Source organism: Arsenicibacter rosenii (assembly GCF_001870735.1).
Taxonomy (GTDB): Bacteria; Bacteroidota; Bacteroidia; order Cytophagales; family Spirosomataceae; genus Arsenicibacter; species Arsenicibacter rosenii.
Genome location: NZ_MORL01000002.1, coordinates 62,755 through 88,734, shown reverse-complemented (window position 1 = coordinate 88,734; position 25,980 = coordinate 62,755). Strand labels below are relative to the sequence as shown.

Below are 25,980 nucleotides of genomic sequence, written 5' to 3'. Positions count from 1 at the left end.
TGAGTCAACAGGCTACCAGATACGGTATACCGTTTGTTCTTCCAGATAAGGGTCGTGTAATAAATCCCGGCTAATTATATTAAATCCTTCTACAATCGACTGAGAGACAATGATCCGATCAAAAGGGTCTCTATGAAATAGAGGCAGTTTGTTTTGTAAAACGGTATGTGCAAAGTTAACCGGCAAAATAGTTATGTCATTTTCTATAACATCATCGATTACCGTTTCGTATCCTCCTTCAATGGCTAATTTACCCAGCGAGTTCTTGATCGATATTTCCCAAAGACTGGCAATACTCAAAAAGATTTCATTATGGTCACTTTCAAGCAAATCACGTGCAGTTGTACTTAGCTCATCTGATTTTGCGACGAACCATAAGAACGTATGTGTGTCTATTAAGTATTGCATCACATATACTCCTTAAAGTCATCTAACGGCGCATCAAAATCTGCGGTCAGTTTATATTTGTTTTCTGCACTGCCAAATCTCCGCTTTCTTATTTCGGCAGGTTGGTCTTTCTGCGCCACTTCTTTCTGCAGAAAAGCGATGTAGTGCAATACCTCAAGTTTTAAATGCTCAGGTAAACAATGCAGCTGAGCCAAAATTAATTTCTCTGTTGGCATGATAGTAAACGTTTTATAGTAATGCCAAAATTAATCAACAAAAGCCGGATGCAGCCAGTTCGGCCCGCATCCGGCCCGGGCTTAGCTAACATCGCGCTCAATAATTTTTCCGCTTTGCTTTTCTTTCAGAATAATTTTGTGGCGACCATCGTGGGTTACTTCTTTTTTGATCAGGTAGTGATCGGCATCGTATTCCGTGAGCGTCGTTTGTGCCGAAAGCCCCTCCTGCCCCCGCCAGACCGGTAACGCCACCGGCTCCCACTGCTTTGAGGTAGCTGAGCGGTAGGCAGCATCCAGAATGGCATTCACCACATAGCCGTCATAAAACGTTTCGACCGGCTCGCGGCCCGCTTCGCAGGCACTGAACATGTCGGTAAACATGTGATTATACCCCAGATCGTTCACTTCGTCACCCACCGGAAAGAGCCAGCCCGTATTGGATTCCGCTTTTTCGGCCACGTAGTCTTCGCCCTCTCCTTCACCCGTTGTAAACATTTCAAAGCCTGTCCGCAGGAAGTTGTTAATCCATATCGTTCCTTCGGTACCCATTACTTCATCCCGAAGATCCATGCCGCCCCTGAATGTCCAGCTGACCTCAAACTGGCCGATGGCGCCGTTTTCGTATTTCACCAGCGCAATGGCATGGTCTTCGGCATCAATCGGTTTTACCTGCGTAGCAGCCCAGCACATTACCTCAACCGGCTTCACCTCTTTCCCGATAAAACTCCGGGCTATTTCCACACAGTGACAGCCTAAATCGAGCATGCAGCCACCACCGGCCTGTTCCTTATCCCAGAACCAGTCGGAATGCGGCCCGGGATGAGTTTCTCTGGATTTAGCCCATAAAATCCGGCCCAGTGCCCCCCGCTTTACACTTTCGAGCGCCTTCAGAAATTTCGGGGTATAACACAGATCTTCCAGGTAGCCGCCAAAGATTCCAGCCTCTTCGACAGCCCGCATCATGCGCAGGGCTTCTTCAGCATTCCGGCCCAGCGGCTTGGTACAGACAACATTCTTTTTGTGCTTAGCACACAGCATGACCGCCGGTTCATGCAGGTTGTTGGGCAACGCAATGCAGACCATCGTTACCTCAGGGTTTGCGATCACGGCTTCCATTTCTGTTGACCAGAAGTCGCAGCCGTAATCGGCCGCAAACTTTTGGGCAGTTTCTTCGCGGCGGGCATATATGGCAACCACACGGTCGCGGCTCCGCTGTCCGTGCAGCGATTCGGCATAGAAGCGGCCGATGAAACCGCCTCCGAGCATGGCTATTTTTTGCATAATGAACAGGGTTTAGTGTTTGCGCATGGCCTTTCGGGTATTCTTCCGTTTTTTGCAGTCGAAACGAGCGGCCTGCTGTACTGTCAAAATCAAGCCGCGCAGACTTCCTACTAGCAATGCCTGACTTTTTCGATATTAACACAATTTTCTTTACCGTTTGGGGGTATCCGATGAGCTACCTGGAGTTTTTCGGGGCGCTCACGGGAGCCGTCGCCGTCTGGCTGTCGGCCCGTGCTAACGTCTGGAGCTGGCCCATCGGGGCAATCAGCGTTGCCTTGTTCTTTTTCCTGTTTTACCAGATTCAGCTCTACCCCGATATGTTTCTGCAGGTCTTTTTCTTCGTAACCAACCTACAGGGCTGGTGGCGCTGGACGCACCCGAAGGCAAACGAAGCGAATCTGAATCAGGAACTGAAAATTACTCGGTTAACGCCCCGGCAAACCCTGACATGGTCGCTGGCCGGCGTGGTGGCAACGCTGGTACTGGGGTCGTTCGCTCAGAATTTGAACACCTGGTTTCCGGCCCTGTTTAGTAAACCAAGCGCATTCCCGTACCTCGATTCATTTACCACAACCATGAGTATTGTGGCAACCTTCATGATGATTCAGAAGAAGGTCGAGTGCTGGTATGTATGGCTCCTGATCGACATCATTCTGACGTATATCTACTATGTTAAAGGAGTTAAACTGGTCGCATTTGAATACGGTATCTTTTGCCTGATTGCCTTGCAGGGCGCATGGCACTGGACAAAAGAGTATCAGCAAGACCTCGTAACCGATTCGTCTCAATAATCGACTTTTTTACAGGGGTTTTGTTAATCAGCAGGTACAATATATGACTAAACAAAGAATTTCAATCTACAACCCATTGATTGACATTGCTTTGTATTTATTGTTATATAAATTTGATTCTGGAACCAAACTTTACTAAACTGTATGGCACTAGCCAAGCAATTCTTAAAAAGCAAGCCTGTTTGCAAAGTTACCTTCTCTGTAACGCCTGAGACGATCAATGGCGCCAAGTCGGTAGCGCTTGTAGGTGAATTTAACGAATGGAATGCAGAAGCGGCTCCGTTGAAAAAACAGAAAGACGGTTCGTACAAAACGACGGTTGAGTTACCGGTTGGCAGCGAATACCAATTCCGGTATCTGATCGATGGTGAGCAATGGCTGAATGACGATACGGCCGACAAATATGTGAACAGCGGCGTATCGGCAGAGGATAACTGTGTTGTTGTACTGTAATGGAACAATAGTACGGGAAAAGCCTGGCAGTAACCAACTTACCTACCCAGGCCTTCCCTAAGTATATTATACCTGAAAGCTGTCAGATTCAATATACGCCTTCAATAAGGCTTCCTCTCCTTCTTTTCCGGGTCGTGAATTGCCGTGCTCCATACCGAAAATAAACTCCTTGTTTTCGGCTTTAGCTTTCTGGTACACGTGCTTAAAGATATTTTTATAATTGATCTCTCCCGTTGTAGGCTCTTTACGACCCGGATTATCGCCAATCTGAAAATACCCGATCTCGCTCCAGCACCAGTTGATGTGTGGAATGATATGCCCTTCGTTTTTCTGCATGTGATAAATATCAAACAGGATTTTGCAGGCCGGGCTGTTTACCCCACGACAGATTTCATACGTCTGATCTGACGTACGCAGAAACAGATTTGGGGTGTCGCTCAGCGGTTCCAGCACCATCGTCATGTTGTGAGGAGCCAGAATGTCTGCCCCGCGCCGCAGCGCATCAATGACATGGCCGGTCTGAATACCAATCGGCAAGTTACGCTCAAAATCACCGGGCACGACGGTCATCCATTTGGCATTGACCCGCTTACCGACCTCTACGGCACGTTTACAGCCGTTCAGGAAAATATCAATGTACTCCTGCTTACCGGCCGCCAATGAGTTCTGCGAGTTGCCTCCCTTATCAACCACAAATACACCCATTTTCATACCCAGACGGTCGAGCTCCTTGCCGATTTTTTCCTGTACATCTACCGGCCGGCCCATCATACCATTGTCCTCAATGGCCGTAAATCCCTGATCGGCCATAAACTTCAGCTGATCTATCAGGTCTTTGCCCGCGCTGTTTTCGAACATGCCGAAATGGGGTGCATACATCAGCTTGAACTTATTTTTGGCCATCGGGGAGCTGCCTGCCGGTTGGTCAGCCGCAGACACGATTGATGACGTACCGGCCAGCATAGCACCAGCCGAAGCAAGGGTATTCTTCACAAAATCGCGACGAATCATACGTTCGAGTGTTTGTTTGGTAGTTTCACGTTTCTTTCTCAAAAAGAGTATCTGCGCATGAACATACCTTGTCTGGCCATAAAATTTCTTCAGACTACCGCCTGACCCAACCGGAAAACAAAAAAAGCACTTCACATGAAGTGCTCTTCTGTTTCTAATCAGGGCTTCGGCGTTATTTTTTCCGCAGTGTCGTCAGGTATTCGACCAGATCAACCAGTTCCTGTGTACTCATATTATCCTGAAGACCGGCCGGCATCATCGAGCTATCCATTTTTTTCATCGAGACAACATCAGCCATTTTGTAGTTCTGCACCACACCGCCCGGAAATTTCACCTGTAGATCGGTTTCGGTTTTGCTGGAAACAATACCGGCAATGTTGGTACCGTCCTTAAACTTGATATCCCAGCCTTCGAAGCCAAAACTAATCCCGGCATCGGGATGCAGAATGGCCAGATACTGCCCTTCGCGCGGCAACTTGCTGCCGATCTCCGAAAGCTTCGGCCCGAAGTCCATGCCTTCGCCGTTGACCTGGTGACAGATTGAACAGTTATTTTTGTAAACCGTTATGCCACGGCTGGCATCGCCTTTCATCGCCAGCAGCTCATTCATCGGCGGTGTCTTTTTAGCGGATGAACCGGCAATACCGTCCAGATAGCTGGCAGCTTCGGTCCGTACTTTTTTGCGCCACGTATTGGCTACCCCCTGGACAGCCGCCGGTTTGTATTCGTTTTTGATATCGCCGGATTTCAGCAGGGCCAGAATCAGGTCTTCGCCGTTACCGCTACCACCGATGGCGCGGGTCGCATCTTTCCGCAGCGATACCGGACGTTTTTCGTCGAGGGCAATGTTTTTCAGGATACCCAGCGACTGATTACTGCCAACCATACGCAGTGCCATCACCATTTTCGAAGCGGCTTCGGCATCGCTGCCGTTGATGGTTTCCCAGATCAGCGGTTCTCCACCTTGCTTGAGCAACTGGCGCGATGCATCGCGGCCCATTCCTTCGAGGTATTTTGTAAGCGCCAGTTGACGCAGGCGATTGTTTTCCGACACCGGTTCGTAGCGGGCTACCAAATCCATGTATTCGGCTGTACCATACACATCGTTCAGCAGTTTCTGCAAGGCACTCATTGCCTGAGCGTTGTTTTTAGCCGTTGCCGGGTCCAGGTGCCGGAACGCCAGTTTGGCAATATCCGGCGAGCCGCTGTTTTGCTGAAGGATATCCAGCAGAGCACTGGATTTTTCAGCCAGCCCTGGATTGAAATCGAACGCGCGGAAATACCGCAGCCGCTCATTGAGTGATACATTCCGGTCATTGGCCAGACGCGCCAGCAACGGTACGGCATCTTTCGTACGGGCCCGCCAGACAATATCGCGGCCGGCCGCACTGCCCGTCGCTGCTTCGCCGGTACGTTTCTGCCAGGCAGCGAAACAGACATCCCACTGCCCGTCGGCACCGATGCCCAGCGCCTCCAGATACCAGCGGTCTTTCCCGTCATGCGCCGCCGCCAAGTCGGCCCACAGCGCCGGTGTTTCGGCCGACGGGTTGCGATGCAACGCAAGCGCGCACTCACGAAGCACCTGACGATCTGTATCTTTCGCCAGTTGTTTTACGGCTTTAATCGTCTCTTCACTGCCTAGCTGACGGGCCGCCCGAAGCGCTGTAATCCGCAGGTTCGGGTCAGCCTCTTTCAGACCAGCCGCCACATACTGACGCCCCTTGTTTTCCGGCAGTTTGCTGAGCAGCCACAACGCGCGGGCTTTCATCCGCGAGTCGGTCGTGCTTTTGTAGAATGATGCCAATGGCTTTTCCGCTTTTGCCCCCATACCGTTCAGCACGGTCCATGCCTGATGACGAACGTTCATGCTCGGACTCTGCAAGGCCTCAATGGCACCGGCTACAGTAGTCAGGTCCAGCTTCGGCATTTTATACGGTGTATTCGGCGGCGCAACGCGATAAATCCGGCCGCGTGCCTGATCACCGGCCTGGTGGCCACCCACGCCCGGATCATACCAGTCGGCAATAATCAGTGAGCCATCCGGAGCCACACACACGTCGGCCGGCCGGAACCACTGATCCCGTACGCCTTCGAGCACCGGCAGCATAGTTGCCTTATAACCAGCCCCGTCGTTCTGTACCGGATAAGCACGCACGACATTCGGCCCTGCATCGCAGTGAATTACCTGATTCTGAAAGGCTGGTGGCAGCAGCTTACCTTCATAAACAATGATGCCGGTTGGCGAGCCCGCCCCTGTTTGCAGCAGGTTCGGCACCACACCAGGGTCGTTCAGATGCCAGTGGCGCAGCGGTATGTCTGTTTCCATATTCGTCCGGTTAGCCTGCCAGCCCGCGCCGGTCATTTCGTCAGTATAACCGTAGTTGCCGTACTCCATTACATAATTGATCCGAACGCCTTTGTTGCCGTCGTCGTCGTTGTCCGATTGCCAGAGCGTACCGTATGAGTCGACCGCCACTTCGTAGTTATTCCGGAAATTATGCCCCAGGAGCTCAACATTTTTCCCACCCGGATCGCAGCGGAATACCATTCCCTGCTTAAAATTAGCCGGGCTGATGGCCTTGCCGGTAACTTTGTCGATGATGGGATTACCGTCTTTATCTTTCAGTTGCTTGCCTTCGTTTCCGAAATTGAAGTACCATTTTCCATCAGGCCCCGCTACGAATGTATGCATGCCGTGATCGTGCTGATCACCGCTGATGCCTGTAAAGAGTACTTCTTTCTTATCTGCCTTATCATCGCCGTTCTCGTCTGTGAACACAAACACATTCGGGCTATTTGACACAATCACCTGATTGCCCTGTACCCAGATGCCCAGCGGCGATTCTACCTCAGGGCCCTGATAAAACGTCTTGCCGGCATCGGCCTTACCGTCGCCGTCGGTATCTTCCAGAATCACGATCCGGTCGCCTGCTGCGTGCGTGGGGTTGCCATTGATCGCAGGCCGGTAGTTGTAGGCTTCACATACCCAGACCCTTCCGCGCGTATCCACGTCGATGTTCGTCGGGTTAACCAGCATGGGCTCCGCCGCGAAAAGCGTTGCTTCCAGGCCAGGCGCCACATTCAGGCTCCCGACCGCATACTTCGGATCATGCTTATCGTCATCGCTGAGGCCGGCAAATAATTCATTAAGAAATGCCTGCGATGCCTGCCCCGGATTGGTTTGTTGATACGCCCCCATCAGCAGACCACCAGCCAGCAAACCGGCAGCGGATACGCCGAGTATGTGCCGCTGGCGAATAGACCGTAAAAAGAAAGATTTCATAGAAAGGACCCTGATATTTTCAGAAATATACGTAGCAAAGACTGGATTTTATACTGCTAAACAGACTGTAATTCCATAAGGCTGAATTGTGTCAGTTTTACTCTTTTCTCTTATTTTAGTACCGGTAATGGGTACTAAAATAGAAAATAAACGCCTCTTATTCTGAAGTATATAAAACTTAAGTCACAAATCCACAACATTTTTTACAAGCGGTTTTAGTACCTGAAACCATCAGGGAGAGGCAAACATTTGTTGTATGTTGAAAACAATAATTTTTAGTGAAGCATTACGTCCAGCTCAGGCAGGCGGTTCACGGCTGTTTGCTTCAATGCCTCCACAACCCGAACATACTTTTGGGTATGCGCCAGGGAGGTGTGCCCAAGCAAGGACGATACCGTTTTGAGGTCAGTCTGATGAATAAGCAGATTGGTTGCGAAGGAATGCCGCGCAACATGAAAGGTTACTTTTTTGCCAAGACCAGCCTGCTCACTCCAAAGGCGCAGGGCACTTAGCACCGACGTGTGCGACGGCAAGGCAAAGACGGGGTCTTCGCTACGGCCTGCCGGCCCAAGGAGTTTCTGCGCCGTAGCGTTCAGATTCACCCATACAATCTGACGGGTTTTCTGCTGTTGCAGCCGGAGCATGCCACGCTGGATGTTTGTCCAGCGTAAGGTGTTCACATCACACAGGCGCAGGCCCGTATTACAGGCAAATAAAAAAGCCCGCTTTACTTCCGGATTCGGGCAGGAGGTCCGCGCCAACAATTGCAGCTCGTCCGTCGTCAGCACATCTTTCTGTAAACTTTTATCCGACCGCTTATTGGTAACGTCAAGGGCCGGACTTGTTTCCAGGAGTTTATCACGCACGGCCTGCCGCAACACTTTCTTGAAACGGGCAAAGTAATCGTGAGGGGTCTCGCCGTTAAGGTTGGCGTGGCCGTCGAGAAAGGTTTTAAAATTAAAGCAAAAGCTTTCCGTCAGTGCCCGCGTCGAGAGGTAGTCTGCCTGAGCAAACTCCTTTAAATAGCGCAGGGCACCTTTAAACATCCGGCCGTCTTTTTTCGGGTACGTATCGATAAATGTCTGGAAATAAGCCAGAAAGTTAATTTTCGTTTTCAGGACCGGCGTCAGGCCGTTACGCTGGACACTTAACTGCAGCTCACGTTTGGCGCGCAGGTGTTCGGCCGTCTGCAACACGTCTTTGTTATGCTGTTTTTCCAGTTCGTCCTTTGGCCGTTTGTAGAGATAAAGCCGGAGGAATTCATATGTCCGCTCCTCACCATTATAGGCATCCAGATACAGGCTGATTTTTCCGCTGGCCAATGCCCGCTTTCTTAACTTTACCGCCATTGCTACCCTTCAGATTTGTTGTCTATCATCAGGCAATTTACGAAAATCAGGCTGCATTGCCTCTTATCAGGAGCGAGTCATTTTGTCGGGCCTGACCATTAACTTTTCGATAATAATACAGTAAAATTGGGTTGAAACTACGCTATTATCTTTACAGATTACCAATCCGTGCTAAACCCGCATTAGCTGCTCTATGCTGAACCGACGCTTTTTTCTCAAATACCTTGGCTGGTCAGGAGCCGCCCTCTCCGCTAGCCCGGCCGCCATTGCCCGGCCCCCGAAACCAGCTCCGGCACCACCCCGATTGTCCGGCCGTGTGACCAGCAATGGTAAAGGCGTAGCCAACGTCTCCGTGACTGATGGCTTCACCGTTGTTCAGACCGATGCAAACGGAAGATACAGTTTGGTTGCCGACGGTCACGCCGAATTTGTATACATCAGTATACCGGCGGGTTATGCCTTTCCACATGATAAGGGAACAGCTCGTTTTTACCAGCCGATTTCTGCCACAAACGACCCAGTCACGGTCGATTTTGTTCTCGAAAAATTACCGGTCGACGACACCAAACATCACTTTGTTGTCTGGGCCGATACCCAGATGATTTCAAAGGCCGATGCTGAGTTGCTGAAGACCGGCGCGGCGCCCGATCTGCGCGACCTGGTAGCGGCCTACCCCAAAGGGGCGCTCTTCCACGGCATTGGCTGCGGCGATCTGGTCTGGGACCATTTCGAGCTATACGACGATTACAGGCAGGCCATCGCAACAACCGGAATACCGTTTTTCAATGTTATCGGTAATCACGATCTGGATCTGGAAGCGCGTTCTGACGAGGCTTCGGCCAAAACGTTCAGGCAACAGTTCGGACCAACGTATTACTCGTTTAACCGGGGCAATATTCACTACGTTGTGCTTGATGATGTGTTTTTTATCGGCACCGCGAAAAAATACATCGGCTATCTGCCCGAAGCCCAGCTCCGCTGGCTTGAACAGGATTTAGCCACGATCAAACCCGGGGCAACGGTAGTGGTCAGTCTGCATATTCCGACACAAACGGGACATGCCCGCCGCAACAAACTCAAAGAAGAAGAAATCAGCGGTACCGTTGCCAACCGCAAGCACTTATACGATATGCTGAAGCCCTTTAAGGCCCATATCATGTCGGGCCATACGCACGTTAATGAGAAATGGCATGCCGATAACCTCACCGAGCACATACACGGTACGGTTTGCGGGGCATGGTGGACGGGGCCGGTTTGCAGCGATGGTACACCAGCGGGTTATGGTGTCTATGAAGCCGACGGAAACGATATTCGCTGGTATTACAAATCGACGGGCAAGCCCCGGGAGCACCAGTTACGCATTTACGGGAAAGGCCGGATAAAAGAGACACCAGACCAAATGGCGGTTAACGTCTGGAACTGGGACCCGTCCTGGACCGTGGAGTGGCTGCAAGATGGTGTATTGAAAGGAAAACCGGAGAACCGTATCGCATACGATCCATGGGCTACTGAGCTGTATGCCGGGCCTGACTTGCCGAAAAAGCATACGTTCGTTGATCCAACGCTTACCGATCACCTTTTCTTTTTCACGCCATCGGCTGGTGCCAGAGAGATTACCGTCCGGGCAACCGACCCATTCGGTAAGGTATATGCTGAAACGGTGAAGGTGGGATAACGCTTCGACTAACTGATTTAACCGCTATGAAGATGAAACCGACGTTTCCTGCCAGTTACTCAACCCTCTGCGCGGATGCCTTAGCCGAATTCCTTGTCCTTACATATCCGTTTGAGGATGTTCAGTGTATTTTTTTGTCGCGGGGCGTCGGTGACACCTATTTGGTTAAGACCCGGCAAGGCCGGTTTGTACTCCGAATTTACCGGACTTCGCACCGAAGTCTGTCCCATGTGCAGGCAGAAGTCGCCTTACTGCTGGCGTTAAAAACGGCAAATGTTTCAGTATCCTGGCCGGTAGCGGACCGGACCGGTGAAACCATTCAGTCGATTAATGCCGTTGAAGGCATCCGGTATGCGGTACTATTCAGCTATGCACCCGGCGAGTCTGTCCGGATGCCGGACGACCGTCAGCTCTACCATTTAGGCCGTGAAATGGCCCGTTTTCACGAGGTATCATCCACAATCAGGTTGCCGGGTGAACGATGGCTTTTTGACTTTAGCACAACATTTGCCAAGCCACTGGAAGAGCTAAAAGGCAGGTTCTCAGACAATCCGGAAGAATTTGACTGGCTACAAAGTGCAGCCCGTCTGGTTGAAATGAAACTGGCTGGTACAGATACGTCTACTTTGTCGACAGGCTATTGCCATTTTGACTTTCTGCCCAAAAACATGCATTTTGACCAGGATACAGTCACCTTTTTCGACTTTGATTTTATGGGGTATGGCTGGCTTGTCTACGACCTTGTCTCTTTCTGGCAGCATCTGGCCATTGAAGTATATGCAGGGCGGCTAACACCTCAGGCCTATGAAAAAGCTTACGCTGGTTTTCTGGGGGGTTACCGTGCGCATCGTTCAATCAGCGACGAAGAATTGGCATTGGTCCCTTATCTGGCTATCGGTTTCTGGCTGTTTTATATGGCATTTCACACCACCCATGACCAGTTCTATAGCTTTACCCGGCCGGCCCAACTAAGGGTCTATACCAGCTTTCTCAGACACCTGGCCGAAACGTACTGGGACCAGCAACCGGCCTAAAACAGAAAAAGCATCGCTAAGGCGATGCTTTTTGTTGTACCGGGAGCGGGAATCGAACCCGCACGGGCTTTTACGGCCCGCAGGATTTTCGTACCATCTACAGTTTTCACTGCTTTCTGCCTGCGCAGAAATTTGTGGTCTGGACTTTCTCTTTACCATCTTCTTCCACGAAGGAAGGTACCGCCTGTTAAGTCTCTACACCTTTTCCGGTTTGATCCGGAACTTGGCTCGGGATTACCAACATTCTCTGTAAGGCTTCCCCGAATTTAAGCGGTTCTACTCCGGTTGTTTCCAACCGGGCACTCAAGTTAGTTTAAGTCCTGTGCGTCTACCTATTCCGCCATCCCGGCGCGGTTGTGCCGCTGCTTACAAAAAAGCCCCGAGGGGTCGGGGCTGAGTTTGTAGAGCGAAAGACGGGGTTCGAACCCGCGACCTCGACCTTGGCAAGGTCGCGCTCTACCAGCTGAGCTACTTTCGCATTTGCCATTTGATTGGCGATTGTGGATGCAAAGGTAGCGCTTTTTTGACTTGTGTCAAGAGCTACCCTAAAAAAAACAGCAACTTTTTTTCTCTAAAAACTCCCGAAAAATGCCTACAGGCTGATTTTGAGCCACTTTTAGACCAAAAAAATTTCTGCTTTTTTTCACAGGCTTTCATTCATTACACCACAGGCAAATGAAGAAACCATAAAACCAGGAAAAAAAAGTTTAGCCCAAGACCCGCAATGAGCGTCATTTGCATCGTGAACCGGAAATTGGCCCGCCGCTCGTCCTGCCAGACCAGATAACACCAGCGCAGAAAAAAGGCGACTGCCGGAAACAAAAACAGCAAAAGCAGATAAAAGGGCGTTGTGTTGCCGAAGTACCCGTAAAACCCAATCGCCGACAGGCTAAAAATAACGGCGGTACTAATGAAGGTCCCCCGGATACCCAGTAACCGGCTCATCGTTAAATCGCCGCGACGGGCGTCTTCCTCGTGCTGGTAGACCTGTGTGATGGGATAAAGAGCGAGTAAATTCAGCGTACAAAGCGCCGAAGCCAGTACGACCTGCGGTGTTAACAGGCCTGCAACCGGTATATCATTAATGGCCTGTAAGGTCATCATGTAGGTAAACCCGCCCTGGAATATACTAACGATCAGCCAGCTGAGGACCGGGTATTTTTTCAGCCGGATGGCAGGGTGGCTGTAGGCCTTGGAGATAAACCCATAAATCAGCAGATAGACAACAAATGGCCAGCCAATATAAGCACCTAGCCCCAGCGCGGCGACATCCAGTGCCCAGGCAACGTAAAAAAGCTCTTTATCCACCGGTGGCGGTGCTTCCAGACCGCCAATGCTGCCTTCATCCTTGTCGAAATAACTATTGTAGGCATTGCTGGCCGGATACAACAAAAAATGAAGGATAAAAAACACACCGGCTACACGCCAGCCATCCGGTGCCGCCGACTGAGTCAGCGCGAAAAGAAAGACCGGCAACAGAAACACAGAAAACGGTAAACGCAGATGCAGTAAAATAGTACGGGCGGTCATGTAAACAAATAGTTTTTTTTCAATGGCAGTTACTTTGGCTAACCTTCTCCGTCGGCTATTGTTATATTGATGTGCCATCGGACATCCGTCGCTAACACTAACACTATGCAAGAGCAGGAACACAAAAGCTATATAAATGCCCTTGGAACGGCCGTTCCCGGAAACGCTATCCCGCAACAGAAAATTGCTGAATTTATGGCGGAAGCGTTAGACATGGATGTTGCCGACCGCCGTAAACTGAACGTGATTTACCGTCAGACACAGATCGGCCAGCGCCACTCGGTTTTGCCCGACTATGGCCTGCCGATGGGTGAATATACATTTTATCCTAATACGCCCGGCCTGGAACCCTTTCCGTCTGTCAGTGACAGGAATGCGGTTTACCGAAAAGAAACGCCGAAACTGGCGTTGGCTGCTGCCCGCAAGGCTTTTGCGGACTATCCGGATTTTGATCCGCAGTCGGTCACCCATGTTATTGTCGTCAGTTGTACAGGATTTTATGCCCCGGGCCCCGACATTGAACTGGTGGAGGCGTTGGGACTGCCAACAACTACTCACCGGCTTCTGATCAACTTTATGGGCTGCTACGGTGCGTTTAACGGCCTGAAAACCGCCGATGCCATTGTCCGGGCTAACCCGGAGGCGAAAGTGCTGCTGGTATGCAGTGAACTTTGCACCATCCATTTTCAGAAAAAACCGGAACTGGACTACCTCCTGTCCAACGCGCTCTTTGCCGACGGTGCAGCAGCCGTTCTGGTTGAGGGCCAACCCCGCGCCGATAAATCGCTGCGGATGCGCACGTTCTTCTGCGATCTGCTCGCCGAAGGGCGGGACGAGATGGCGTGGCACGTATCAGACTTTGGCTTTGAAATGACCCTGACACCGGAAGTACCCGGCGTGATCGAGCGAAACATCGGCCGGTTACTGTCGAGGCTTCTGGAAAAGAGTGAACTGACGATCGGCGACATTCATTACTATGCACTCCATCCCGGCGGGCGTCGTATTCTGGAAGCAATCGAAAACCAGCTTGGACTGGATCGGTATGACAACCGGTATGCCTATCACGTGTTAAAGCAGTACGGCAACATGTCTTCGGCTACGGTGCTGTTTGTGCTGCACGAAATCTGGCAGGAGCTGGGCATAAAAAAAGAGGCGGCATCGCGTTCAAACGATACCGCCTCCCCTGAAAATATCTTAAGCTGCGCGTTTGGTCCGGGACTCACGCTGGAGTCTCTGATTCTGGAAGCGCACGTCAATGAGCCGTTACTTACTTCGTCAGTACGTTCCAGCGAAACAGTCCCCACTTTGTGAGACGATACAGGATCGATACTTTTAAGACGCCCAGCCCATAGATGGAGCTCCGGCGGAAATTGATCGACGACGCTTCTTCGAAGTACTTGGTCGGGCAGGTTACCTCGGCAATCTCGAAGCCCTTGTAAAATACCTGAGCAATCATTTCATTGTCGAAAATGAAGTCGTCGGAGTTATGCGTAAAATCAAGGCTGCGTAAGACCTCACCCGAGAACGCCCGATAACCGGTGTGGTATTCGGATAACTTCTGGTTCATGACCAGATTCTGGAAAAACGTCAGGAAGCGGTTGGCGACGTATTTATACATGGGCATGCCGCCTTTCAGCGCGCCTTTCCCCAAAATACGGGACGCAAATACTACCGGGTACAGGTCATTGCCGATGATGGAAATGATCGCCGTCAGCAGCATCGGTGTATATTGATAATCAGGGTGCAACATCACCACAATATCACCGCCAAGTTCCAGTGCTTTCCGGTAGCAGGTTTTCTGATTACCGCCATAGCCTTTATTCTTATCATGCCGGATTACATGACGAATCCCAAGCGCTGTAGCGACTTCGACTGTATTATCAGGACTCGCATCGTCAACAAGGATTACATCATCGACGATATCGAAGGGAATTTCACGGTACGTACGTTCGAGGGTGAGGGCTGCCCGGTAGGCCGGCATAACCACAATCACTTTCTTGCCATTAAACATAGCCCAAAACTAATGCCTATTCGGCTATGTGACAAAAATTTACACAAACAAACCACTTCCTTTCCCGATATTGCGCTTTATTTTAACGAATGTCCATCAACTTTCCTGATAACTCCATGTTTTCTTGTTAACCATACAAGACATTATGCTAACTAACGAATCTTTATTCTTTCTATGCTTTGCGGCCTTCGTCATGTTGGTGATGGCCCTTGACCTCGGCGTTTTTACGAAACAAAAAAGCCATGTTGTATCTTTCAAAGAAGCAGCTTTCTGGAGCGCCATCTGGGTGGCCCTGTCTGTTGCCTTTTACTTCTTTATCCGCAATTTCGGCTATCTGGTACACGGCATAACCGACATGGCCAGGCTGCTGGAGGTGAAAAAGCGCTATGCCGACCATGTAGAGCTGATAGCCGGTAATTTTGAGGCGAGTCTGGCCCGCTTTCAGGCCAATATGGCGTTGGAGTACATTACGGGCTATCTGGTCGAATACTCACTCTCGGCAGACAATATTTTTGTTTTTATCCTGATTTTCAAATCATTCGGTGTCCGGGAGAAATTCTACAAGAAAATCCTGGTCTGGGGTATTCTGGGAGCGATTATCCTGCGGTTCATTTTCATCTTTGTAGGATCGGCACTCCTGCAACGCTTCGAGTGGATCATCTATATCTTTGGTGCATTCCTGGTGTATACGGGTGTAAAACTCTTTTTTGAAGGCGATGAAGAAGAACAGATGGACACCAAAAACCACCCGGTGGTTAAATTTACGGCCAAGTATCTGAACGTCTATCGGCGGAATGTAATCGATCACTTCTTTGTCCGCCGTAAAACCGACCATAAGCTCTTTGTCACACCCTTGTTTATTGTTGTGATTGTGGTCGCGTTTACTGACCTGATCTTTGCCGTTGACTCTATTCCGGCCATCTTCTCGATTACGAAAGACCCGTACATTGTCTTTTTCTCGAACGTTTTTGCCATTATGGGGCTCCGGTCGATGTTTTTCTTCCTGTCGAGCATCATGGATCAGTTCCGCTTCCTGAAAACCGGTCTGGCCGTTTTGTTGACCTTCATCGGCGTAAAAATGCTGGCCGAGCCTTATCTGGAGCACATTGGCTTTCAGCCGGTATACTCGCTGTATATCATTGTCGGCATTCTGGGCGTTAGTGTATTGGCCTCATGGCTTATCCCTGAAAAAAAACCGGACGAACAGATTTAACGTCCATTCGTTATATTGTGCAAACAGTTCAGGGAAGTCGGTGCACTTCCCTGAACTGTTTATAGACCATCCATCTGGCTTACCTGATGCTTACGCCTGGTATTTTGCGCACTTATCGCCGGCGCCTGACCAATCTCAGCAGCCGCAATCGGTCACTGCTGCTCCCGGGGCTGCCTGCCGAGCAGTTTCTGGACCTGCACGAAACGGATTTCCTGCTCAATAAACCTTCTTTTGATATACTGGCACAGCTGATTGGCAGCAAACGTCCGGTTCCCCTCTGCGACATTCTCGACGCCCGCGATGAGCGGGTGAATATGGTCAGCAAAAAACTTCGCCGGATTGCAAGGACCGAACGGTTTATTGAGGCCGAGCGCGGCTCCGAAGACCTGTACGTTGGCTGGCCATTTGTCAGGGGAAAGTTTATGGATGGTACCGTCGTGCATGGCCCTCTGCTTTTCTTTCCGGTTCATCTGGAACAGCAACAGGATCAATGGAAGCTTACACGCCGCGGTGATGAACTGGCTCAGGTTAACCAGAGTATGCTGCTGGCCTATGCCCACTACAATCAGGTCAGACTCGATGAACCGGTTGTCAATAAAGCATTTGATGATGTAGAACGGCTAAAGGAAGTACCGGCGGCTCTGGCGTTCCGTAACGAGCTGTATGAATGGCTGAAGGAAAGTACATTACGTATCCATTTTAATCAGGACCTGTTTATCGACCGCTTACAGGCGTTTGACAAACTGACGGCGAAAAGCCTTGAGCAGCTCGAACGCACCGGCGAACTCAAGCTTTACTCTGAGGCGGTGCTGGGTATTTTCCCGCAAGCCGGTTCGTTTCTGGTCCCTGATTATGACACCCTGCTCGATCAGTTCACAGACGAAGAGGCACAACCCGATCCTTTCGATTTCAGCGGGATTGCGCAACTGGCGAACCAGACAATCCGGGAAGCACATCTGTATACGCCTTTGCCTATGGACGCCTCGCAGGAACAGGCTATCCGGGCCGTAAAAACCGGAGAGTCCCTGGTGGTGCAGGGGCCTCCCGGCACCGGCAAATCACAGCTGATTGCCAATCTCATGGCCGATGCCGCCGCTCAGGGCCAGCGGGTATTACTGGTCTGTCAGAAGCGGGCTGCACTGGATGTGGTGTATGAACGGCTGAAGCAAGTCGGCCTGTCGGCATTTACCGCCCTGGTCCATGATTTTCAGGACGACCGCAAGGCATTGTACTACCAAATCGCGACGCAAATTGACCAGATCGACGCCTACCGGCAACAGAATCATAGCCTCGATGCGGTCTTGCTCGAACGCGATTTTGATGCTGAAAGCCGGCAGATTGATCAGTTGTTAACGGAACTGGCCGATTTTAAAACCGCACTCTTCGACAGCAGCGTTTGTGGTATCCCGGCCAGAGAGCTTTATCTATCTGCCCCGCTACAGGAACAAGACCTTCTACCGGATTTGGGTGATCTTTACACCCGGTTTCCATTCGATGAAAAACTAACGCTGTTCCAACGGCAGCTCGCCGACTATGCCGCCTACCAGCAACGGCTGGGGCCCACCCATCCGTGGCATGACCGGCGTTCGTTCAGTCAGACCGGAGCCGGTGATATAACCACCATCGACCGGCTACTGGTAACCATACCGGTCATTGCCCGGGAAACCGGAGAGCAGCTCAACAAGCGGCTCGACAGCCCGTTTACTTTAGCAGACATTGACGTCTGGCAGGAAGAAGCGTGGCCGCTGAATGCCCTGCTGACACTGATTGATGAACAGGCCGACCCCACGATCTGGACGATTGCGCAAGGGTTGCGTGGGTACCCTGACCATCCGGCCAACCAGTTGTCCGACCACGCTCTGAGTCAGCTGATCCGGCAATGGGAAGCAGCCCTGACCGGTGTCGGGCCACTGGTCGGGGTGGCTGACGAAGCGTTGAATTCCTTTGCGGCCTTACTGCGGGAAGCCCGGCAGGCACGGGCCTCCTGGGTCAACTGGCATTGGTGGCAGCTGACCCACGCCGGCAAAGACGAACTCCAGCGCATTGTTCAGGCGAATGGCCTGACAAACAGCGGGCAGGATTTGCAGACACTGGCCCTGAAACTGGCTAACCGGCAAATACTGGCTCAGCTCAAGCCGCAGGTACAGGCACTGCTGAGCGAAACCGGAACGGTCGGCGAAGCGCAACAAACAGCCCTGCAACTCCGGCAGTTGCATCTGGCACACGGCCTGGCAGCCCGCTTTGCAGACCTTGCTATTCTGCAACGGCTTGCCCCCGCTGTCTGGCTGACGGCCCATTCGTTTAACGATACGATTCAAACCATTCTGAATACAGTCGGCCAGCTGCACCTTCAGCGTATCAGCTGGCAAACCTATCTGACCGATGCGCAGATTGAACGGCTCTGGCAGCAGGATCAGGCGTTTGCGGCCCAGCTCCGGCGTTCTTTGCAGCAGGACATTGATTTTCTGATTGAAGCAGATCGCCTGCGGGAGCAGTTTTCACCGACGGGGCAAGCCGTGCTTCAGAAACTGGCCGGCGGATCTGTGGATCAGTTCATGGGTGCGTTGCGGCTGGCATGGCTCCACCATATTGAGCGGCTCTACCCGCAATTGCGGACAGTATCGTCCCTGCGTATGCAGCAGATGGAAGCCACATTGCAGGCCAGCGTACAGAAAAAACAGGCACTCAGCCGGGATATTCTGCTGGTCAGGCTCCGCGAGCAAACCTACCGGAACCTTGCCTTTAACCGGCTCAATAACCTGACAACCTATCGCGAATTACTGCACCAGACCACGAAAAAACGGAATGTCTGGCCCGTCCGTAAATTGATAGAGCAGCATGCCGGTGAGGTTTTCCGGCTGATCCCCTGCTGGATGGCTTCACCGGAATCGGTATCGGCCATGTTTCCGCTGGAAAAAGGATTGTTCGACATTGTCATCTTTGATGAAGCGTCACAATGCTTTGCCGAAAACGGCATTCCGGCCATTTATCGGGGCAAACAGATTGTGGTAACCGGTGACAGTCAGCAACTCAGACCCAGCGATTTATACCGGATCCGCCCCGAGGATCCGGCCATGGAGGACGATGTACCCGCGGCGCTTGAGGTAGAATCGCTGCTCGAACTGGCCGCCCAGTGGTTACCGCAGGTATCGCTGACCGGTCATTACCGCAGTCGCACGCTGGATCTGATTCAGTTTTCGAACCAGCATTTTTACCAGAACCGCCTGACTCTGTTGCCTGACTTCCGCGAAATCAATCGGGCAGAACCGGCTATCAGCTATCAACATGTGGGCGGTACATGGACCAATAATACGAATCTTGCCGAAGCACAGGCCGTTCTTGCGTTGATTACTCGTTTACAACACGAACAACCTGACCGGTCAATCGGTGTGGTGACGTTCAATTATCCGCAGCAAACACTGATTCAGGAATTGATTGATCAAGCATCGAGAGACGCGCAAAGTGCTGCGGCCGCCTCAACATCGCTTTTCGTGAAAAATATTGAAAACGTACAGGGCGACGAGCGTGACATCATTATTTTCTCCGTCGGCTATGCACCGCGGATCAGTGAAACCGGCGAAGCGGGCCGGCTGGCGATGCAGTTCGGGAGCCTGAACACACGAGGCGGCGAAAACCGGCTGAATGTAGCCATTACCCGGGCCCGGGAGAAGGTCTTTGTGATTACGAGCTTGTGGCCGGAGCAGCTACAGGTTGAATCGGCGGCCCACGATGGTCCGCGCCTGCTGAAAGCCTATCTTGCCTATGCCCGTCAAGTATCAGAACGGGGGTTCCGGCCGGGACCGCGTGTGGTAGAAGGGCTACGGACCGGTGCTTTGCTGAAAGACCGGCTGGCCCGTCAGGAACCGGCCTACCGCTCCGAACTGCCTTTTGCCGACCTGACCATCAAAACCGGCGAGACCTACCAGGGTGTCTTGCTGACCGACGATGACCAGTACTGGCAGCAAACGGTAAAGGAAGCCCATGCCTATGTACCGCTGGCACTGGCGAACCGGCATTGGCCCTTCCGCAGAGTATGGAGCCGTGAATACTGGCGGGGAGCACTGACCAGTCCGGCAAACTAATTGCCGGCCACAATCTGCCGGTTGCAGAAGCGGACCAGTGCCGAAAGTTCAGGCAGTAAATCCGGATTGGCTTCAATTCCGTTACCGACAACAATCATATCGGCACCGGCCAGCAGCGCGGCTTCGGCTTTTTGGGCAGAGTTTATCCCCCCCCCTACAATTAACGGCGTATCGACGGCTTCGCGGACCGCTGCAATCATTTCCGGAGATACACAACGGCGGGCACCGCTACCGGCATCAAGGTACATCAGACGCATACCCAGCATCTCACCGGCCATTGCCGTACAGGCAGCCACACTTGGTTTATCATGTGGTAACGGCATGGTACCGCTGATGTACGAAACGGTCGTCTGCGCACCGCCATCCACAAGCATGTATCCCGTTGGCAATATTTCGAGTTTACTCTTTTTGAGTAAAGGAGCCGCCACCACATGCTGGCCAATCAGAAAATCAGGATTACGCCCCGAAATGAGCGAGAGCAACAGGATGCCATCAGCCGAGGGCTCAATGTGTAAACTATTTCCGGGAAAGAGCACCACCGGTGTGTCGGTATGTTCCCGGATTGTCTGAACAATTTCCTGATGCGTGTATTCAGTTACTAAACTCCCGCCTACGAGAAAAAAGTCAACCGGATGCTCGAGTGTCCGGCGCAAAAAAGAGGAAAAGCCGCCCAGCTCCACCTTGTCGGGGTCGAGCAGGACGGCGAGCGCTTTACGTCCGGTCTGTTGGTAGCTACGAAGAGTAGCGTACAGCGTCGGTCGGGGCTTGTTCGTGATAGGATTGGTTATTTTCAGCTCGTGCTGTTGGATTGATTGCATTATTCTCACGGATGCGGGTCAACACATTGGTCAACTGTTCGCGGGCGATATTGGTTAGTACCGATGTCACCAACCCACCGATTAACCCGCCGATAGCTGATTTTTTAGTTTGCTCCTGCTTAGTTTCTTTAATTAACTGGCGGTTCGACTTAAACCGGTCTTCTTCATCCTCGTCGTCGACCTCGCTGTAATCAGTATCTTCCGGCTCGCCATATTTTTCGGCGTACCGATATGCCTTTGATTTTGGCAGAATAGCATTAGTGATCAGGAAAACCCCCAATGCTACCCCGGCAACCAGCGCAACCGTCTTGCCCATCTCAGTGGCATCGCCCTTGAGAGACTGAACACTTGTTTCGATAGTTGACTTATACCGTTCGGTGGCTTCCAGTAATTCAGCCCGGCGGGCGGTTGTGTCAGCGAACGGTACTTTAGGATCTTCCATGGTTTTACAGGTCTAAATTAGTGAAAAAATCTGTTGAGTAGAGAATCTTATGCGTTTGGCCGGTTTTCGTTTATGTAACGACCGCTTTCGTTCAACGTATTGCGGGTTTTATCCATTAGCTCTTCTACTGCTTCGGCGCGCTCTTTCTGCTTGGTTTCCTGTTGTTTCTTGATGGCGCTGTATGCGATTTCACGGATCATGTTAATCCAGAAATTTTTGGCTACTGCCCAGATAATCGTCAACACCAGAAAAAACGAGGCGACAATCAGGAAGCCCAGATAGCGGCTGTCCAGTACGTAATTCAGCCATGCAGCCAGCAAGCTGAATAAAAAGATAAGCGTAATCGTGGCCAGAAAGCCCAGGATAATACCGTGGATAGCCTTCGTTGCGCCGTCCTCGATTTTGCCCCTTGTTTCGAGGGTAAATAACTCAATACGAGCCTCGAGATACCGGAATATATTTTCTCTTATTTCTTCCAGTCGTTCCAACATAGCTGTGCGTTTTGATTTGTAATAGCTATCCAAATTACCAAATCCGGGACTGAATGTTTGAAATTTTGAGCATGTGTGAGGAAAAGTTTCATCAGGACTGGCTGCGTGTATCACATGTGTTTTTTTACGTCTAATCTTTACCTTTGATTTTCCACTATTCATTCATTACATAACATGCCATCTTCACTACTATGCTTTCGTAAATCTACACTCTGGCGTCTGATTTACTTTTTGTTTACCGTATGCGTAGGCCCTTTACACGCTACTCCGTCAAAGCCGGTTTCGTTTACCAGCTCGATCCCCGTTACTCTATGTACCAGTCTTACCTCGGTCAAAAGCGGTCTCTGGACCGACCCAACTGTCTGGTCATGCAATCGTCTGCCCACAGCAGATGATTACGTTCTGATTGCAGAAGGGCATGTCGTTACCGTTCCGGCAAACACGACCGTCTCTGCCTCCCGCATAAAGCAGTCAGGGGTGCTGCGTTTCGCAAACCCGGGCGCGTTTCTCCGGTTATCTCCCTCGTTAACCGACGGCCTTGTTGCCTACTATCCCTTCAACGGCAATGCCAACGACGAAAGCGGAAATAACCGGCACGGCACAGTTCATGACGCAACGCTGACAACCGATCGATTCGGAAACGCAAACAAGGCTTATGCATTTGATGGCGTTAATGACTGGATCGACGTTGCGAAAGACGCTGCCTTTCAGTTTAATGACTTTACTCTTTCGGCGTGGACAACAATTGTCGATAAGCCTAGTGGGACTATTGCCTGTTATCCGGCAAACGGAAGTACAGAAGATGCATGGTATTATGGGTACGGCGAACTTAATGGGCAGCTCATCAGTGCTTATGTCTATCCTGGTATCTACCTGTTTGGCCGCAGGCCATTCATTCCCAACACATGATCATGTTGTTTTTACAAAACAGGGCACCAGCGCAAAAGTTTTTGTCAACGGAGAATTATTAATCACTTCCACTGTTCCGGCTACAATTTCATATTTTAATCCGCGAAGATTGTTAATCGGCGCGGACGATGACGCTCTGGAAGACGGAATTGCGGACATATGGTTCTTTAAAGGTAAGCTCGACGACATCCGTATCTACAATCGCCCGCTGACTAACCTGGAAATTCAGAAGCTGGCAAACGATAAATAAGCAAAAAGGCGGCCTGGATATTCCAGCCGCCTTTTTGCTTTTATTAACCCGCCTACACATCGCAGATCAGAACGCCTTGTTTCAGTGAAGCCAGCATGCCTTCCTTGTCTTTTGGCGTCGGCACAAACTCCTGCCCGATAAAGCCCTTGTAGCCGGTCGCCACGATGGCTTTCACGATAGCAGGGTAGTAAATTTCCTGCCGCTCGTCAATTTCCCGGCGGTCAGGCATCCCACCCGTATGGTAATGGCTAATGTATTTGCCATAGCGTTGTACGTTGCGGATATGATCGCCGTGCATACTCTGCATGTGGAAAATATCGTATAGCAGCTTAAAGTGTTCTGAACCCACCATTTCGCACAACACGGCACCCCATTCTACATTATCGCACTGGTAATCAGGGTGGCTATGGCGGGAACTCAGCAGCTCCATGGTCAGAGTCACCTTATTTTTTTCAGCCAGCGGCATCAGTCGCTTCAGTACTTTCTGGCAGTTAAGCAAGCCCTGATACTCGCTCAGGCCATTGCGGTTGCCGGAAAAACAGATGAGGTTAGTCACCCCGGCATCAGCCGCCTGCGGAATCAGGGTTGTGTAGAAATCAACCAGTGTATCGTGGTTCTTCGGGTTGTTAAAGAAACTGGGCAACCCCGTTCCTTTTGGCCAGTTGCCTTGCCCGAGAGCCGACGTCAGGCCATATTTCTTCAGCGTCGGCCATTCATCAGGGCCAGTGAGTTCGATCGACTCAATGCCGATTTCCTTACAGGCCTGGCACAATTCGTCAAGCGGGATGCCTGAGTAACACCAGCGGCTGACGGAGTGGCGGATATTGCCTTTTAATTTTGTTTGAGGTTCCATACCCGAAGCCAGGGTTTCGAGAGCGGTTAAGGTTAGGGCGCTGCCAGTCAGGGTTTTCAGCGCATTCCGACGGGTTGTCTGCATGATAGTGAGTGATTGAGCGAATGAGTGATTGAGTGAAACATAAGATATAAATGCGTCTGTTGGCATTATATCACCCATTCGCTCAATCACTCATTCACTCAATAAATTATAATTCGCGAATCCGGATGTTGCGGTACCACACTTTGTCGCCGTGATCCTGAAGGGCGATGTGGCCTTTCTGGAACTTACCGAAGCCCGGCCAGCCTTTGAACTTGCTGTTTTCGACCATTTTGTCCCACTCAGGGCCGGTCGTCGGGTATTCAACCACTTTCTTACCGTTCAGATACTGCTCTGCTTTGCCATCTTTGATGATGAGCTTGGCCTTGTTCCATTCACCGGCTGGTTTAACAACGGAGAAGTCCGATGGGGGCAGCAGGTCATATAGCGAACCGGCTTTGTGGTTACCGTCACGGCCTTTTGTTGCATCCGGGTGGCGCTCATCGTCAAGCACCTGCATTTCAGGGCCGGTGGCATACGTTGCCCGATACTTAGGATCTTCGTTGACGTGGAAGATCACACCGCTGTTGCCTTTTTCAGCAATTTTCCATTCGATTTCCAGTTCAAAATCGCCATATTCTTTATCCGTTACCAGATCGCCGGCTCCGCCAGAGGTCAGTACAATTGCGTTATCTTCTACTTTCCACTTGTCCGAAACAGGCTGTCCTGCCTTCAGATACGTATGCCAACCCGTGAGTGTTTTGCCATCAAACAGTTTTTCCCATTTGCCTTTTTCAGGCGCGTTTCCTGCCTGTACGTTGAGCATCAAAGCAACCACACCAAGGGTTGTCAACTTTAACATTTTCATAATTTACCGATTATTGTTAAGAAGAGTTATTTCAGTTACGTTTCCGGCAGAACGAACGCAACCCTGCCGTTGGTATATACTTTATTCCGCCTGTGCGACAACCTGCTTCAGATAGGCCATAAACGGCTTGGCAAACTCAGGGCGTTTTAAGGCAAATTCAACCGTTGTTTTCAGGAAATCAAGCTTATTGCCGATATCATGGCGTTTACCCTCAATCCGGTGTGCATAGATATTTTCGCGTTTCAGCAGAATACGCATGGCATCGGTCAGCTGGATTTCGCCGTTTTTACCGATTTCTGTCTGCTCCAGGGCATCAAAAATTTCGGGTGTCAGAATATAACGCCCGGCAATGGCCAGATTCGACGGCGCTTCGCTGACCGATGGTTTTTCCACCAGCGTGTCCAGTTCCAGAATCCGGTCACTTTGCGGCCGCCCACCTACGATACCATACCGGTTTACTTTGTCGTGTGGCACTTCTTCAACGGCAATGACCGATCCGCCAAACTGGGCATAGGTATCAATCAGTTGCTGCGTCACCGGAATGACCGAATCCATAATGGTATCGCCCAGCAGAACCGCAAACGGCTCGTTCCCGACATGATGGCGGGCATACCGGATGGCATCGCCTAAGCCGTTGAGCTCGCGCTGGCGGACATAGTGCAGGTTCGCCATGTCTGACAACCGGCGCATTTCGTCGAGCAACAGCTGATCTTCTTTTTCTTCGAGCCGGTTTTCCAGCTCAAAGTTCCGGTCAAAATGGTCTTCGATAGCCCGTTTTCCCTTGCCCGTAATGATCAGGATATCTTCAATCCCCGAGTCAACCGCTTCCTGAACAACATACTGAATCGTTGGCCGATCAATAATAGGGAGCATTTCTTTCGGCTGTGCTTTGGTCGCCGGCAAAAAACGGGTGCCTAAACCAGCCGCCGGAATTACAGCTTTTTTTATCATGATTATGCGTAAATGAGTGCCTGCGGCCTGACCGCCTACTC

General features: G+C 51.0%; 23 protein-coding genes and 1 tRNA gene. 9 read left to right on the top strand and 15 right to left on the bottom strand.

Features of this window, described 5'->3' with window-relative positions; all coding sequences use genetic code 11:
* Positions 1–12: 12 nt before the first annotated feature.
* The 3 genes from BLX24_RS04295 to BLX24_RS04285 all read right to left on the bottom strand — a co-directional run bounded on the left by BLX24_RS04295 (position 13) and on the right by BLX24_RS04285 (position 1,904).
* A complete protein-coding gene (locus BLX24_RS04295; protein ID WP_071501870.1) occupies positions 13–408 on the bottom strand; it encodes a type II toxin-antitoxin system VapC family toxin in 396 nt (131 codons plus the stop codon).
* Positions 408–623 (bottom strand): type II toxin-antitoxin system VapB family antitoxin, encoded by a 216-nt coding sequence (gene vapB / locus BLX24_RS04290; RefSeq protein ID WP_071501869.1) that lies wholly within the window; start codon positions 621–623, stop codon positions 408–410. The genes BLX24_RS04295 and vapB overlap by 1 nt, the downstream gene beginning before the upstream one ends.
* Before the next feature lie 81 nt (positions 624–704).
* Positions 705–1,904: a Gfo/Idh/MocA family protein gene (locus BLX24_RS04285; RefSeq protein ID WP_071501868.1), complete on the bottom strand. Its 1,200-nt coding sequence runs from the start codon at positions 1,902–1,904 to the stop codon at positions 705–707.
* Between the two features lie 116 nt (positions 1,905–2,020).
* On the opposite strand from BLX24_RS04285, the gene pnuC reads away from it, so the two are divergent.
* Positions 2,021–2,695, top strand: coding sequence for a nicotinamide riboside transporter PnuC (pnuC, locus tag BLX24_RS04280; RefSeq protein ID WP_071501867.1), 675 nt, complete (start codon positions 2,021–2,023; stop codon positions 2,693–2,695).
* A 144-nt stretch (positions 2,696–2,839) separates the two neighbouring features.
* Positions 2,840–3,148, top strand: coding sequence for an isoamylase early set domain-containing protein (locus BLX24_RS04275; RefSeq protein ID WP_071501866.1), 309 nt, complete (start codon positions 2,840–2,842; stop codon positions 3,146–3,148).
* Between the two features lie 66 nt (positions 3,149–3,214).
* Here the strand turns inward: BLX24_RS04275 and BLX24_RS04270 are convergent, their stop codons facing one another.
* The 3 genes from BLX24_RS04270 to BLX24_RS04260 all read right to left on the bottom strand — a co-directional run bounded on the left by BLX24_RS04270 (position 3,215) and on the right by BLX24_RS04260 (position 8,791).
* Positions 3,215–4,159 carry a hydroxypyruvate isomerase family protein gene (locus tag BLX24_RS04270; protein WP_071501865.1) on the bottom strand — a complete coding sequence of 315 codons (945 nt, stop codon included), beginning with the start codon at positions 4,157–4,159 and terminating at the stop codon, positions 3,215–3,217.
* 172 nt (positions 4,160–4,331) lie between these two features.
* Entirely contained in the window at positions 4,332–7,442 is a 3,111-nt protein-coding gene (locus BLX24_RS04265) for a PVC-type heme-binding CxxCH protein (protein WP_071501864.1), read from the bottom strand.
* Between the two features lie 275 nt (positions 7,443–7,717).
* Positions 7,718–8,791 carry a site-specific integrase gene (locus BLX24_RS04260; RefSeq protein WP_071501863.1) on the bottom strand — a complete coding sequence of 358 codons (1,074 nt, stop codon included), beginning with the start codon at positions 8,789–8,791 and terminating at the stop codon, positions 7,718–7,720.
* A 193-nt stretch (positions 8,792–8,984) separates the two neighbouring features.
* Between BLX24_RS04260 and BLX24_RS04255 the strand changes: the two genes are divergently transcribed.
* Complete coding sequence (locus BLX24_RS04255) at positions 8,985–10,466, top strand: calcineurin-like phosphoesterase C-terminal domain-containing protein (RefSeq protein WP_071501862.1); 1,482 nt, start codon at positions 8,985–8,987, stop codon at positions 10,464–10,466.
* Between the two features lie 32 nt (positions 10,467–10,498).
* Positions 10,499–11,500: a phosphotransferase enzyme family protein gene (locus BLX24_RS04250; protein ID WP_177225776.1), complete on the top strand. Its 1,002-nt coding sequence runs from the start codon at positions 10,499–10,501 to the stop codon at positions 11,498–11,500.
* A gap of 405 nt (positions 11,501–11,905) precedes the next feature.
* On the opposite strand, the gene BLX24_RS04245 is transcribed toward BLX24_RS04250, so the two are convergent.
* Positions 11,906–11,978, bottom strand: a tRNA-Gly gene (locus tag BLX24_RS04245).
* A 182-nt stretch (positions 11,979–12,160) separates the two neighbouring features.
* Positions 12,161–13,030, bottom strand: a complete 870-nt coding sequence (locus tag BLX24_RS04240) for a UbiA family prenyltransferase (protein WP_071501860.1) — start codon at positions 13,028–13,030, stop codon at positions 12,161–12,163.
* Between the two features lie 105 nt (positions 13,031–13,135).
* Between BLX24_RS04240 and BLX24_RS04235 the strand changes: the two genes are divergently transcribed.
* Positions 13,136–14,341: a type III polyketide synthase gene (locus tag BLX24_RS04235; protein WP_071501859.1), complete on the top strand. Its 1,206-nt coding sequence runs from the start codon at positions 13,136–13,138 to the stop codon at positions 14,339–14,341.
* On the opposite strand, the gene BLX24_RS04230 is transcribed toward BLX24_RS04235, so the two are convergent.
* Entirely contained in the window at positions 14,298–15,041 is a 744-nt protein-coding gene (locus BLX24_RS04230; RefSeq protein WP_071501858.1) for a glycosyltransferase family 2 protein, read from the bottom strand. The two genes, BLX24_RS04235 and BLX24_RS04230, sit on opposite strands and share 44 nt — an antisense overlap.
* A gap of 145 nt (positions 15,042–15,186) precedes the next feature.
* On the opposite strand from BLX24_RS04230, the gene BLX24_RS04225 reads away from it, so the two are divergent.
* The gene (locus BLX24_RS04225) at positions 15,187–16,254 is read left to right on the top strand and encodes a TerC/Alx family metal homeostasis membrane protein (RefSeq protein ID WP_071501857.1); all 1,068 of its coding nucleotides are present in this window, start codon (positions 15,187–15,189) and stop codon (positions 16,252–16,254) included.
* Between the two features lie 86 nt (positions 16,255–16,340).
* Positions 16,341–20,336, top strand: coding sequence for an AAA domain-containing protein (locus BLX24_RS04220; protein WP_071501856.1), 3,996 nt, complete (start codon positions 16,341–16,343; stop codon positions 20,334–20,336).
* Here BLX24_RS04220 and BLX24_RS04215 read toward each other — a convergent pair.
* The 3 genes from BLX24_RS04215 to BLX24_RS04205 are packed head-to-tail and all read right to left on the bottom strand — an operon-like array spanning position 20,333 to position 22,087.
* Positions 20,333–21,154 carry a phosphoglycerol geranylgeranyltransferase gene (locus BLX24_RS04215; protein ID WP_083421796.1) on the bottom strand — a complete coding sequence of 274 codons (822 nt, stop codon included), beginning with the start codon at positions 21,152–21,154 and terminating at the stop codon, positions 20,333–20,335. The two genes, BLX24_RS04220 and BLX24_RS04215, sit on opposite strands and share 4 nt — an antisense overlap.
* Positions 21,069–21,596, bottom strand: a complete 528-nt coding sequence (locus tag BLX24_RS04210) for a hypothetical protein (RefSeq protein ID WP_071501855.1) — start codon at positions 21,594–21,596, stop codon at positions 21,069–21,071. The genes BLX24_RS04215 and BLX24_RS04210 overlap by 86 nt, the downstream gene beginning before the upstream one ends.
* Positions 21,597–21,643: 47 nt before the next feature.
* Positions 21,644–22,087: a phage holin family protein gene (locus BLX24_RS04205; protein ID WP_071501854.1), complete on the bottom strand. Its 444-nt coding sequence runs from the start codon at positions 22,085–22,087 to the stop codon at positions 21,644–21,646.
* A gap of 174 nt (positions 22,088–22,261) precedes the next feature.
* Between BLX24_RS04205 and BLX24_RS32585 the strand changes: the two genes are divergently transcribed.
* Together BLX24_RS32585 and BLX24_RS32580 are read left to right on the top strand one after the other, a co-directional pair.
* Entirely contained in the window at positions 22,262–22,996 is a 735-nt protein-coding gene (locus BLX24_RS32585) for a hypothetical protein (protein ID WP_177225775.1), read from the top strand.
* Positions 22,890–23,246 carry a LamG domain-containing protein gene (locus BLX24_RS32580; protein ID WP_310590768.1) on the top strand — a complete coding sequence of 119 codons (357 nt, stop codon included), beginning with the start codon at positions 22,890–22,892 and terminating at the stop codon, positions 23,244–23,246. Before BLX24_RS32585 ends, BLX24_RS32580 begins: the two co-directional genes overlap by 107 nt.
* A gap of 52 nt (positions 23,247–23,298) precedes the next feature.
* On the opposite strand, the gene BLX24_RS04195 is transcribed toward BLX24_RS32580, so the two are convergent.
* From BLX24_RS04195 to galU, 3 genes are all read right to left on the bottom strand, one after another.
* Positions 23,299–24,183, bottom strand: a complete 885-nt coding sequence (locus BLX24_RS04195; RefSeq protein ID WP_071501852.1) for a hydroxypyruvate isomerase family protein — start codon at positions 24,181–24,183, stop codon at positions 23,299–23,301.
* Between the two features lie 106 nt (positions 24,184–24,289).
* Entirely contained in the window at positions 24,290–24,946 is a 657-nt protein-coding gene (locus BLX24_RS04190) for a 3-keto-disaccharide hydrolase (protein ID WP_374754992.1), read from the bottom strand.
* A gap of 123 nt (positions 24,947–25,069) precedes the next feature.
* Positions 25,070–25,939, bottom strand: coding sequence for a UTP--glucose-1-phosphate uridylyltransferase GalU (gene galU / locus BLX24_RS04185; protein ID WP_071501850.1), 870 nt, complete (start codon positions 25,937–25,939; stop codon positions 25,070–25,072).
* Positions 25,940–25,980 lie beyond the last annotated feature (41 nt).